The 12,243-nt window shown below is 62.4% G+C and carries 9 protein-coding genes and 1 pseudogene; 6 read left to right on the top strand and 4 right to left on the bottom strand.

Annotated elements, in window-relative coordinates; translation table 11 throughout:
• Nucleotides 1–415: 415 nt before the first annotated feature.
• The 3 genes and pseudogenes from GV044_RS20565 to GV044_RS20555 all read right to left on the bottom strand — a co-directional run bounded on the left by GV044_RS20565 (nt 416) and on the right by GV044_RS20555 (nt 5,040).
• A pseudogene (locus GV044_RS20565) lies at nt 416–1,596 on the bottom strand (pyridoxal phosphate-dependent aminotransferase).
• Between the two features lie 61 nt (nt 1,597–1,657).
• Entirely contained in the window at nt 1,658–2,473 is an 816-nt protein-coding gene (locus tag GV044_RS20560) for a sulfite exporter TauE/SafE family protein (protein ID WP_159874342.1), read from the bottom strand.
• 104 nt (nt 2,474–2,577) lie between these two features.
• Nucleotides 2,578–5,040 carry a TonB-dependent siderophore receptor gene (locus GV044_RS20555; RefSeq protein ID WP_236555147.1) on the bottom strand — a complete coding sequence of 821 codons (2,463 nt, stop codon included), beginning with the start codon at nt 5,038–5,040 and terminating at the stop codon, nt 2,578–2,580.
• Nucleotides 5,041–5,613: 573 nt separating this feature from the next.
• Between GV044_RS20555 and GV044_RS20550 the strand changes: the two genes are divergently transcribed.
• The 6 genes from GV044_RS20550 (at nt 5,614) to GV044_RS20525 (ending at nt 11,307) form a co-directional block, all read left to right on the top strand.
• Nucleotides 5,614–6,279 carry a response regulator gene (locus GV044_RS20550; RefSeq protein ID WP_159874340.1) on the top strand — a complete coding sequence of 222 codons (666 nt, stop codon included), beginning with the start codon at nt 5,614–5,616 and terminating at the stop codon, nt 6,277–6,279.
• 84 nt (nt 6,280–6,363) lie between these two features.
• Nucleotides 6,364–6,975: a sensor histidine kinase N-terminal domain-containing protein gene (locus GV044_RS20545; protein WP_159874339.1), complete on the top strand. Its 612-nt coding sequence runs from the start codon at nt 6,364–6,366 to the stop codon at nt 6,973–6,975.
• A 66-nt stretch (nt 6,976–7,041) separates the two neighbouring features.
• Entirely contained in the window at nt 7,042–7,875 is an 834-nt protein-coding gene (locus tag GV044_RS20540; protein ID WP_159874338.1) for a HAMP domain-containing sensor histidine kinase, read from the top strand.
• 224 nt (nt 7,876–8,099) lie between these two features.
• Nucleotides 8,100–9,329, top strand: a complete 1,230-nt coding sequence (locus GV044_RS20535; RefSeq protein WP_159874337.1) for a dicarboxylate/amino acid:cation symporter — start codon at nt 8,100–8,102, stop codon at nt 9,327–9,329.
• 94 nt (nt 9,330–9,423) lie between these two features.
• Entirely contained in the window at nt 9,424–10,719 is a 1,296-nt protein-coding gene (locus GV044_RS20530; protein ID WP_159874336.1) for a dicarboxylate/amino acid:cation symporter, read from the top strand.
• Nucleotides 10,720–10,812: 93 nt separating this feature from the next.
• Nucleotides 10,813–11,307, top strand: coding sequence for an arsinothricin resistance N-acetyltransferase ArsN1 family B (locus GV044_RS20525; protein WP_159874335.1), 495 nt, complete (start codon nt 10,813–10,815; stop codon nt 11,305–11,307).
• A gap of 617 nt (nt 11,308–11,924) precedes the next feature.
• Here GV044_RS20525 and GV044_RS20520 read toward each other — a convergent pair.
• On the bottom strand, nt 11,925–12,243 hold a 319-nt coding region (locus GV044_RS20520; RefSeq protein ID WP_159874334.1), incomplete at its 5' end, for a transposase.

The raw sequence follows: 12,243 nt of genomic DNA, 5'->3' as shown, positions 1-12,243 counted from the left end.
CCCCTGTCTGATGCCGAAGATCCACAACGGCTTCGGTCGATCGGGCACGATCCTGCATCCTCACTCATCGGTGCGGCACTATGAGCGCTGCAACCTTGCGCGGAAGTTATTAGGCCTTCTTGCGCGACATAATATTTTTCGATGCTTTATACTGTTGAATATTATCCTGGACGATAAATCAGTGCTTCTATTCGAACTTATTGGCTTGATATGCACGCCCAACCTGTCGTTGAACTGTCATATCGCGGCCACCCAGCGAACAGGTCTTTGATGAGGGCGGCCGGCGACCGTGCATGGCCAAGCAACTCTGTGCAAAGAGCTGGCGAGATTCGCACGCCCGCCCGGCAGCACCCAATCTGCCCGAGGCCGGGTACCGCCTCCGCGGTGGAACCCGGCGCCGAAACAGCGTACTCCCTCAGGCCATCACGACCTTATCGAAAGCGAGGCAGAACTTCTCCATCTCCTCTGCCGAGCCCACCGTCACGCGTGACATCGTCGGCACCGAAGGCCACGACCGGCCGATCTGAACGCCGTTAGCCAGAAGCGCGGCCATCATCGCCTTGGGCTCCTTGCCCTTCCAGTCGACCATGAACATGTTCGCGTTGCTCCCGGGAAGCACGTCCAGGCCCCGCTTCTTGACGTGCGCGATGGTCTTCTCGCGCACCCGGATCATCTCGTCGCGGCGCTGCTTGATGAGGGCGGCTTGGGGGAGCGACGCGGTGCCACAAGCAACGGCGGTCATCGGCAGCATGTTGGTGACCTGCTGTCCGTCGTAGCGCATCATCTTCTCCATGATGGCAGGCGATGCGATCGTCAGGCCGAGGCGCATGCCCGCCATGCCGAACAGCTTGGAGAACGTCCGCATCACGATGACATCATCGCGTGTGCCCGCCAGCTTCGCCGCGTTGGGCGCATCGGCGAAGTGGATGTACGCCTCGTCGACGAGCAGGATCGCGTCCTTCGGCTTGTTGTCCGCCAGCCAGACGATGTCCTGGATCGGCGTCAGGGTACCGGTCGGGTTGTTGGGCGAACAGACGTAGTAGAGCCCCGCGTTCGGGTCGGCGGCCAGCATCGCCTTGACGTCGTGGCGATAGTCGCTGGTCAGGGGCACCTTGGTCACCTTCGCACCGAGCCAGGCGCCCGTGCGCCAGATCTGCTCGTAAGTCGGGTCGGCGGTTACGATACCGCGGCTTGGCGAGGCAAAGGTGATCGTGGTGCGGTTGAGCGGGTCGCTCGAGCCGGGCCAGGCAGTAACGCGTCTACCGGAACTCCCTCGACCTGGGACACGGCCGCGAACAGCTTGGCATGCTCGTTGTCCGGCTCGTAACGGTTGCCCTGCGAGACGATCATCATCGCAGCTTCAGCCCCCGGACGCAGCGGTCCGGTCCAGCACTCGTTGGAGCCGATGCGCACCGCGCCTGCCACAGCCTTCGCCGACTGCTGCGCCAATGCGGGGCCCGCGACTTGCGCGGCAGCTATGCCGCCGCCGAGCAATGCGGCGATGCGGCCGAGATGGCGCCGCGAGTAGCCGCGGGTGAGCAGATCCTCCTGGGCGTCAGCGGAGAGGGCGGGTTCGAGAACGTCGATGTCTGCCATTGGTGAACTCCTTGGGAAAAGGGACGTACAGTCTGCGGACAAGGTTGGTGCGGGTTGAAGCTCAGGTCTTCGTCGCGTTGCGGAACATGACCACGGCGATGACGATGAGGTAGATACCAAATATGCGCTTCAGCATGCGAGGCTCGAGCGCGTGGGCGGCAGCCACGCCCAGCGGAGCGGACAGGATCGACATCGATCCGATCGCCACCGCGGCGGGCATGTTGACGAAGCCCACCGATCCCCAGGGTAGTCCGTGATCATGCAGCCCGATCAAAGCGAAGCCGATCGCACTGGGGATGGCGATCAGCGTCCCGACGCCAGAGGCGGTGCCCACTGCGCGGTGGATGGAGCGGCCGCACAGCGTCATGACCATGATTGCGATGGTTCCGCCACCGATGCCCAGCAGCGATGAAAACGTACCCAGACCGCCGGCGATGCCAACCCGCATGACGCCGGTCGGCATCTGGTCGGTCAGGACTTTGTCGCCGAGTTGTGGGATCAGGAAGTTGAGCGACATCAGCAGCACGCCCGTCGCGAAGATCATGGTCAGCACCTGGCCGTTCACATGGCTGGCAAGCAGCACGCCGATGCCATCGCCCGCGATAATCCAGGGCGCCCAGGTCTTGAGTATCTCGAAGTCCACCGAGCCACGCTTGTGGTGACTGAGGACCGAGCGGATCGAGGTGACGATGATGGTCGCGGCGGAGGTGCCGATCGCCACGTGCGCGTACTGGCTCTTGTCGCCTCCCAGCAGCGGCAACATGACGAGCAGAGCAGGCACTACGACGAAGCCGCCGCCGATGCCGAACACGCCCCCCGCGAACCCGGCGCCAAGTCCAGCCACCAACAATCCCACGACAGGGAGCAGCCAATCCATCGAAGATGCAAACACAAGGATTACTCCGCTTTCTTCTCATACAGTCCGGACCATGAAAAAGCGGCGCCGCCCCCGATCTGAAGGCGGCGCCCAGTCCGTCAGGCTCAGAAATTCATGTTAATACGGCCGTAGTAGTATCCTCCGTTGATGCCGTAGGGCGATATAGTAGGATAGAGGTTGCTCGAGTAACTCGAAGATCCGGAAGCCAGCTGGGCTGCACGGAAGTTGGCCTCGGATCTCTTGGTCGGGTACTTGTTGAACAGGTTGTTCGCACCTATGCTGAGCTTCAGCCCTTCGGTCAGCTTGTAGCCAAGCTCAAGATCGGTGAGGAATGCCGCTTTGACCGGCACCGCCAGATCAGCACCCGCAAGCGGGCTGTTGCCTGGCGTCGTCTCCAGGGCCGAGACCTTGGTGAAGTAGCTCTCACGCAGGTTCACGCTGAAGCGTTCGGCTTCGAGGTGCGCGTTGAAGGTCGCACGGAACTTGGGCGTGCTCTTCTCCAGCTGCCAGACGGTGTACCGGTTGATGATGGCCGTCGCGGTGGGGTTGATGGTGCTGGTGTAGAGCGCGGCAGGAAGGCCCGAGATGCTCTTGACCTTGTTCTCGTTGTAGTTGGCGATGAACATCAGGTCTAACGTGCCGAAATGTGCGGGAATGTTGTAGTTGGCAGTGAAGTCGACACCGCGGGTGCGCATGTCCGCACCATTGGCGAAAGTCTGGATGCCGACTGTGCCGTCGATGTTGCGCTGGCCATTGGTGGTGAGCACGTAGCTCGGGATCTCGCCTCCGAGAGCGGAGGACACAGCATCGTAGACCGGCTGCTGGTTGTAGATCGCGTAGTTGTCGGCATTGTAGGCGACACAGGCCGATCGGTTGGTGCCGGCGTAGTCCTGGGGGCAGTACTTGCCGTTGAAACCGTAGAACGAGCTGGTGATCAGGATCCGGCCCCGGATTTCAATCCAGTAGGCATCCAGCGTGAACGACAAGCGCGGACTGGGATTGAAGACGACGCCGGTGCTGATGTTAGTGGATTTCTCAGGCTTGAGACCGCCGAAGCCGAGTGTGGCTGCCGCTGCCGAGTTGGCCGGGAGCACGCCGCTGACCGAATTGGGGCCGACGTTGATCCCTGAGTAGTGACCCTCGGCCAAAGTCGGCGCGCGGAAGCCGGTGGACACGGTACCGCGGACGGCGAACGCTGGAGTGATATCGTATCGGCTGGTCAGCTTGAAGACAGTCGTATCGCCGAAGTCGCCATAGTGCTCGTGCCGCACCGCGCCATCGATCAGCCATTCTGGCGTCGGCTTCAGCGAAACATCGAGATATTGGGAGAAGTTGGTGCGGTGGTAATTGCCGGCGTTCTCGGGACTATAGCCGAAGAACGATTGTGCGCCGCTGCCGTAGTACGAAGCAGGGTCACCATCGACGATGCCGTAGGAGTCTCGCCGCCACTCCAATCCACCGGCAATGTTCACGGGATCCGACAGGCCGATTTCGAGCGGGTACGTCAAGTCGAGCGTGTTGGTCCACTGCGCAGCCTTGAAGTCACCATTCTGGATTTTCGTCGGAGTGAACCCCGTGTCTTTGTAGAGCGATGCGTTGGCCGAGTTCTCGACATAGACTTTCACGACGTCCCGCCCATACGTCGACGCGAGATCGAACCCGAGTTCGCCAAAGGTTCCCTTCAAGCCACCAGTGAAGGCATAGTCGGTCTCGTGGATGGCCTCGAGCGGAGCGAAGCCGCTCGGATAGAGAGGCACGCCCGCAGCACTGACGACGATGCCCGGAGTGCGATAGTTCTCGTAAGCATGGGCGTATTTGTGGCCATAGCTACCGAAGCTGTAGAGTTCGAAGTCGCCGAAGTGGTAGCCCGCGTTGTACATTGCCACAGTCTGCTCGATCTCGGGATCGCCCATGATGCGGTTGACGTAGGGATAGTCGTCTGCGCTCGTGGTGCCGGGATACCTAGCCAAGTTGGCAGCGGCCACCGAGTTGTTGCCGTAGACTCGCGGATCGACGTCGCCGCGGAAGCTGAAACCCTTCTTCTTCTTCTGCAGTGAGAAGTTGAAATACGAGTCTTCGATGGGTGGGAAGCCGACGTTGGCGCTCACGCTGTAAGTGTCACCGCCCTCGTCCATGTATTGGCCGGCGGTCGCGGTAATTTCGCCGCCCTGATCGCGGTTCTTGAGGATGATGTTGATGACGCCGGCGATGGCATCGGTACCGTATTGCGCCGCTGCGCCATCTTGCAGCACTTCGATGTGGTCGATGGCGTTCGGCGGGATGAAGCTGATGTCGGGCGCCGCGCTGCCACCGTAGGGACCGCCGGCGATGGACAGATTTGCGGTGCCGTGCCGGCGCTTCCCGTTGACCAGGATCAGCGTGTGGTTGGGGCTCAGCCCGCGAAGCTTGATCTGCAAGTTGTGCGCCTGAAGATCGCCGCCGAATGATTGTGCCTGGATCGAGGGCAGGTTCTGCGCCAGCGACTGCATGACGTCGGGCGACCCGGTCGCTTGAAGGTTGGTCGTTGTCAGGATCTGCACCGGCGCCGGGCTATCGGCTGCTCGCATGCCGATCGTGCGAGTACCGGTGACGATAATAGCCTCCCCGCCCTCTTCCGCGCCAGCGGCAGCCGCTTCAGCTGCTACAGCGGGAGGCGCAACCTGTGCAGCTGCACGGTTCGCTTGAACCGAAATCCCGATCGCGAAGCCAAGAGCAATGATAGAAGCTGAATCTTTGTAATTCATATCGAGCGACCCCCAACTATGATCGAAACAACCCCGGCCTCTTCTCCCCTCCCGATGTGCTTATTGGCACTTTGATCTCTACGATCGTTGCAGCCGCCGATATAACTTATGTCTATCTCGCTCGCTCGCGAGATCTCTAGGCAGAACTGCGCACCGTTTCTGTAGGCTTATATACGAGCCAACTCTGTGCTCATGTCCAATGGCTAGGTTGGACCACCTGTCACCAAGCTGTCATTGTTAGCGGGTGCACAAAAAGAATGCGTGCGCCGGCGACAGATTGATGACAGGTTGCAGATGAAATAGTGTCGAATCAATAAGATCGACGTTCGACCGGCGACGCGTCGGGCTGGACGGCTGCTGGGAGAGATGCCGCAACTCGGTACGGGGAGTGAGTTGTTGCGTGTCCTAATCGTGGAAGACGACCGCAGCCTTGCGCGCGGAATGGAAGCTCTGATGGCGACGGCCGGGTTCGCACTCGATTGCGTATCCTCGGGCGAGGAGGCGATTGGGGTTGCCGTGAGTGAGCCTTACAATCTCATCATCCTTGACCTTGGCCTTCCAGACATGGATGGCCTCGAGGTGCTCAGCGCCTTGCGGCGGCGTGAAGTTCAAGCGCCGATCCTGATCCTCACCGCGCGCCGCGCGGTTAACGACAGGATCGAGGGGCTGGACCGGGGAGCGGACGATTACTTGTCCAAGCCGTTCCACCCACGCGAGCTCCAGTCGCGTGCCCGGGCGCTGATCCGCCGTGCTCTCGGCACGCCGGATCCGGTACTGCGGGTCGGCTCGCTGAGCCTTGATCGCTCGACCCGGACGGTAGCGCTGAACGAGTCTGTCGTGGACCTGCGAAGGCGCGAGATGGCCGTGCTCGAAACACTGATGGGGCGCCCCGGCAAGGTTGTGACGCGCGAGTGCCTCACCGCCGAGGTCTTCAACTTCGCCGATGCGGTCGCACCCAACGCGCTCGACGTCTATGTCGGACGCCTCCGCCGCAAGTTGACGCCGCACGGCCCGACGATCCGCACCGTCCGCGGCCTGGGGTACATGCTGGAAGGTGGCTGAGGAAACCGGCATCACTCACGGTGAAGCACCGGTGAGAACCAGCAGGATATGAGGTCGCTACGCGCCAGGTTGACGGCGGCGGTCATGATGCCCTTAGTGGCGCTTGCGCTCACCTTCGGTGGGATCACCTGCTGGATGATCTACCGCACGATCTCCATCGCCGCCGACCGAGCCCTGGTCGGGGCAGCCAGAACGCTCGCCGAAGCGGTGGAAGTGGATGCCAGGGTGCGCGGCGAGATGCTGCCTGTCGCCGTGGACCTCCTGCGAAGCCGCTCCGCGGCTCATCCTCTCTACAGCATCCACGAGGGGGCCCGGCTGCTCGCCGGGTCGGCGGATCTGCCCTTGCCGCCCGACTATGCCGCCGCGCCCGGCAGCACCGCGCCATGGCACGAGCCGCCCCGCTTTCCCAGCAGCTACCGCGAAGCACCTTTCACCTATGCCAGGCTGGCCGATCACGCCGACGTGGGCGTGATCCAGCCAGCCTATTTGCGAGAGGCCTCGTTCGGCGGGCGTGCCCTTCGCATCGCCGCAGAGGTCCGCCGGCTGGATCCTGGAGGACCTTCGATCCTGATCCAGGCCGCCGACTATCTCGATGACCGGCGCGCGTTCGAGCAAACGTACTACATGCGCGTCGCTGGCGCAGGCGTACTGATCCTGATGATCGCGCTGCTGCTGTTCTACGGTGCGGTCACCTGAGGTCTGGCGCCGTTCGCCTCGCTGACCGCGCAGATCGATGCCGCTCGGCGCGATGCGCGACCCAATGTGAGGGTCGCGCTGGCCGAACGGGACCCGCTGGAGGCACGCCTGCTGGCCAATGCCTTTAACGACCTGATGGCGCGCACCGAACGGGCCACTCAGTCGCTGCGCCAGTTCACCGCCAACGCCTCGCACCAGTTGCGCACCCCGCTCACGATCGTGCGGGTTCACGCCGATGTGCTCGCCCGGGACGGCCCGGCGACGCTGCAGGGTGCAACTGCCCTCGCCGACATCATCGCTGCAGTCGAGTCGCTCGATCATCTCCTCGCCCAGCTCATCGCGCTGGCCTGCATGGACGAACAGCCTGAGGGGGCTGTGCAACTCACGTCTTTCGACCTCACGGCGCTCGCCGCCAACATCGTGGCGGCCCGCGTGACGCTGCCTGACGCCCGCCGCATGGACGTCGGCTACGAAACCGCTGAACCGGCAATCCACGCGCTGGGCGACGAGATGCTGGTGGCCGAGATGATCGGCAATCTGCTGGACAACGCCATTCGCTATAGCCGGCCCGATGGGGCAGTGACCGTGCGGGTTCTGATCCGCAGGGACGCTCCAGTGATCGAGATCGAGGACGACGGGCCCGGTATCGCTCCAAGCGACCAGGAGAAGGTCTGGGACCGCTTCTATCGCGCACCGGGCGCGGATGCTCCGCCCGGAAGCGGGCTTGGCCTTGCGATCGTGCGAGCTTTGGGCGAGCGGATCGGGGCGCGCGCTGTATTGGCACCTGGTGCCGGAGGTCGCGGGACGAAGGCCATAGTGACATTCCACCCGGTCACGAGCCATCCGCCAACTGTGCCTCAGGTAAATTTAGAGACAGTTCCGCAGATGACAGCTTGCTGACAGGGTTGATGCAGCAAGCCAAGGTTCCATTCCCGCCAGTGGCTCCTCTCCTCTGCTGGATAGGGAGCCGATGTGGCTCTCCATGGGGGAACGATCGCCAGATGAGGCATTCCCAGGAATCCAGATCTTTGCCGCGCCTGCTCACAACTGCAACCGGAGCCCTTGGCTCCGCAGCGGCGCCGCGAGCAGTGCCTGCAACCAATCGACTGCGGTTACGCCCCCACATGGTATTGCTGGCCGGCTTCGTGCTCGGCGCAGGCACCGGCACTTTGGTGAAGGTGTTCACTCCAAACCACGAGTTGGTGCTGCGGGTGCTGACCTGGATCGTTCGGCCTGTCGAGCAGCTTTTCCTCGGCACGCTGTTCGTGCTGATCATTCCGCTGCTGTTTTCCGCGATCATCGGCGGCGTGTCGCGTATGCGCGGCGAGGCCGGCATGCCGGGCCTGCTGATGACCACTCTGGCCTATATGCTGGCAGTCTCCGCATCGGCAGCGCTGATCGGTCTTGCGATGGCAAACCTGTTCAGACCCGGCGACGGGATTCCACCGGAGATCGGCCACGGGCTGCTCTCGATGCACGTTCCGCACTTCCCCCATACCTTGAGGAACCTGGCGCCGGACCTGCACTCCGCGAACGGCGCACTTACGCTGATGGTGATCGCCTCGTGTGCAGTTGCCGCCGCGCTCCCGCTGCTGCGCAAGCGCAATCGCCAGTGGCTTCATACCCAATGCGAGAAGCTGTTCGTGCTCGGCATGGAGACGCTAGCGCTGGTCACCCGCTTCGCTCCGCTTGCCGTAACCTGCTTCGTGTTCGACATGACCGTCATGCTCGGCTGGCACCTGCTGGTTTACCTGAGCGCGTACATCATCGTCGTGATCACGGCATTGGCGCTTCAGATCGGGATCACCTTCTTCGTGGTAGTGTGGATGCGCGGCGATCTCGCGCCCGGCGTTTTCCTGCGCAGCGTCCAGGAAGCGGCATTGATCGCGTTCAGCACCTCTTCTTCGAACGCCACTTTGCCGACAGCGCTCAAAGTCGCCGAAAACGATCTGCAACTACCCGCCCGTATCGCGAGGCTGGTGCTGGGGATCGGCGCCGTGTCGAACCAGAGCGGGACGACGATCTACATCGCGGTTACCGTTCTGTTTGTCGGGCAGTTCTTCGGCACGGACCTGACGCTGGGAGGCCAGGGCATGGTGTTCATGATCGCTACTCTCGCTGGCATGGGTACCATCGGAGTTCCTGCGGGTGCCCTGCCGGTCGTGGCAACCGTGCTCGCATTGACCGGACTGCCGCCCGAGGGGATTGGGCTCGTAATCGGCGTTGACCGGCTGCTCGACATGTTTCGAACGTTGGTCAACGTAGTGGGCGATCTGGCCATCGCTGTCGCCATCTCGCGTGAGCTCCCGCTTGCCGGAACCGAGCCACGCCTGGCCGCCATCGAGGCTACGTGAGGCCCCAGCCAGGTCTGCGGGCCGACAGTTCCACGTTGTCCGGCCAGTGACCGCCGCCGGGCCTCGACGGCCCTATCTATCCAGTGAGATCCAGATGAACGGCAAGATCACCCGTAACGTTCTCGTCGGCATTGTCCTGGCCGTGATCGTCGGCCTGTTCGCAAGGGGCCTGCTCGGCCCGGGCAGCCCGGCCGCAGAGCGCACCGCTGCCCTGCTCCACCTGCCCGCCGACATCTTCCTACACCTGATCAAGATGATCGTGGCGCCGCTGGTGTTCTCGACGCTGGTCTACGGCATTGCGCATGCGGGTGACAGCACGGGGTTGGGCCGCATCGGGGCCCGCGCCATGGCATGGTTCATGACCGCCAGCGTGGCCTCGCTGTCGATCGGAATGGTCATGGTCAATCTGTTCAAGCCAGGCCTCGGCCTGAGCCTTCAGGCGACGGGCCAGGCAAGCGGGATCGACGCCAAGGCGCTCGACCTGCAAGGCTTCGTGCTGCACATCTTCCCGACTTCGATGGCCGACGCGATGGCCAGGAACGAGATCCTGCAGATCGTCGTCTTCTCGCTGTTCCTCGGCTTCGGCCTGTGCGCCATCGGCGAAAAGGGCCGCCCGATCGTAGTGTTGGTGGAATCGCTTGCGACACTGATGCTGAAGATTACCGGCTATGTCATGGCGGTAGCGCCGCTGGCGGTATTCAGTGCCTTGTCGAGCGCAATGATCCAGCATGGCGTTGGCATCCTTGCCGTGTTCGCGAGGCTACTTGCCGAATATTATCTCTCCCTCGGCCTGCTGTGGATCTGCCTTCTCGCCGCGGGCGCGCGAATCCTGCGCGGCGACTTGCTGCCTCTGGTGCGCGAGTTGCGCGAGCCGCTGCTGATCGCCTTCACGACGTCCTCCTCCGAGGCGGCGCTGCCCAAGCTGATGGAGCGGCTTGACGGTTTTGGAGTGCCACGGCGCGTCTATAGCTTCGTGCTTCCATTGGGCTACAGCTTCAACCTCGACGGGTCGATGATGTCGGCGACGTTCACCACGCTGTTCATCACCCAGGCCTATGGCATCGAGGTGCCGCTCACGACGCAGGTGGTCATGCTGCTGATGCTGATGGTCACGAGCAAGGGCATCGCGGGCGTGCCGCGCGCCAGCCTGGTGGTAGTCGCCGCGACGCTCAGCCAGTTCGGCTTGCCGGTGGAGGGCGTAGCCTTCGTCCTCGCAATCGACCAGTTCATGGACATGGGCCGAACGGCAACGAACGTCTTGGGCAACGGCATCGCAACGGCTTCGATCGGCCGGCTGGAACAAAGCAAAGCAAGCGCCTTTGAGGCATCCGAGGTGGAACTTGCCGCACCCCCGCTATCCTCTGCGGCAAATCTCCTTGGGCGCTCGTGATGCTCGCTGCCATTAGAACGCGATACGGTGTGCTGGCCCTTATGCTGGCCTCGGATCCATCATCGGCATAGTACCAGGCCGCGGAGTCCCAGATTGACAGCTTTTCTTGTTCGCTCAGCTCACGTCAACGACGCGGCCGATGTACGGTCGATCTATGCTCCAATTGTCGAGACCACCGCAATCTCCTTCGAGGAGGTCGCGCCAAGCCTGGCCGAAGTCGCCGCCCGAATCGAGGCTACCTTGGAGCACTACCCCTACTTGGTGGCGGAGCGGGACGGCAGTGTGGTGGGGTACGCCTATGCTGGCCAACATCGAACGCGCGCCGCTTATCGCTGGTCTGTGGATGTTTCCATCTACGTTGCAGACGCAGCGCAGCGCTCAGGCGTTGGCCGTGCCCTCTACAAGCAACTGCTAACCGAGCTAGCCGGTATGGGCTTCCACGCAGCTTTCGCCGGTATCGCGATGCCCAACGAAGCCAGTGTCGCGCTTCACGAGAGCCTCGGCTTCATCCCAGTGGGGCTCTATCGGGAGGTCGGGTACAAGCTTGGCACATGGCAAGACGTGGGATGGTGGCAGCGCCTCCTCTGACGACCTCCCCGGGTTTCTTGAGCCGAAACGCTAACTTTTGCAAGGTCGTCGAAACGCCGGCTGCCTGTTCGGGAGCCGGTTACCTTGAGCGAAACGGCACGCGCGACGAGAGCCGGTCAGTTCAAGCTGCACACGCCGGTCGCGTCTTATACCGCACAGCTAATCAGCCAACTGGTGGCATGGAAGTCCCAAGAGACAAAAGTTGTTTCGTCGAGCCGTACCGCGATCTGGGGCGATCGGAGGGTTGGAATCTCGCCCTGACGGCTGTAGGCATATTTGGCAGGCATTGCACGGGTCGGTTGAGCGCTCGATGGCATCACCTTACGCTGCAGACCCAGTTGCGGTCACTCAGCCGCACTTGGCTTCTTCCCAACTCCTGCCATTGGTCGTCTAATCGCGTCGGTTGCAAGAGGGCTTTGGAGATGCCGTTGCCGGGAGCATGGTCGTCTTCGCGGTCGGCATATGCCGCCGCATGATGGAGCTTCGCGGGCGATCCTTCCAAGGTTCATGACGCACTGATGGGCTCAAAGCCTTGTGCAACAAGCGGCGCGGAATGGATCAGCCAACGTCCCGGCAGGACGTCTCGTGGCGCCTTGCGACGCTGACGAGCTGGGTAATCAGGATGCTGCAGATTTCTCCTTGAAGGGTTCGCCGGTGACCAAGATGCTGTGCATGATCACAGCTAGCTTGCGGGCGACGGCGACCGCAGCACGCTTGAAGCCCAAGCGCTCTCTCAGCTGCAGCCCCCACCTGCGTAAGTCGCATTCGGATTTGGTGCGAGTGAGCAGCACCGTCGCGGCTTCGTAGAACAATCCGCGCAGATGGCTGTCCCCACGTCTTGAGATGTGACCGTCGTAGTCGATCTCGCCTGATTGGTAGCGTCTGGTCGTCAGCCCGACGAACGCTCCGACTGACCTTGAATGTTTGAAGTTCGTC

The sequence above is a fragment of the Novosphingobium sp. 9U genome, from assembly GCF_902506425.1.
Taxonomy (GTDB): Bacteria; Pseudomonadota; Alphaproteobacteria; order Sphingomonadales; family Sphingomonadaceae; genus Novosphingobium.
This window is presented reverse-complemented; position numbering and strand designations above follow the sequence as displayed.

Coding starts and splice junctions, on each gene's coding strand:
- GV044_RS20560 (WP_159874342.1), bottom strand. CDS start 2,473: ATGGATTGGCTGCTCCCTGTCGTGGGATTGTTGGTGGCTGGACTTGGC.
- GV044_RS20555 (WP_236555147.1), bottom strand. CDS start 5,040: ATGCGAGCAGCCGATAGCCCGGCGCCGGTGCAGATCCTGACAACGACC.
- GV044_RS20545 (WP_159874339.1), top strand. CDS start 6,364: ATGATGCCCTTAGTGGCGCTTGCGCTCACCTTCGGTGGGATCACCTGC.
- GV044_RS20535 (WP_159874337.1), top strand. CDS start 8,100: ATGGTATTGCTGGCCGGCTTCGTGCTCGGCGCAGGCACCGGCACTTTG.
- GV044_RS20530 (WP_159874336.1), top strand. CDS start 9,424: ATGAACGGCAAGATCACCCGTAACGTTCTCGTCGGCATTGTCCTGGCC.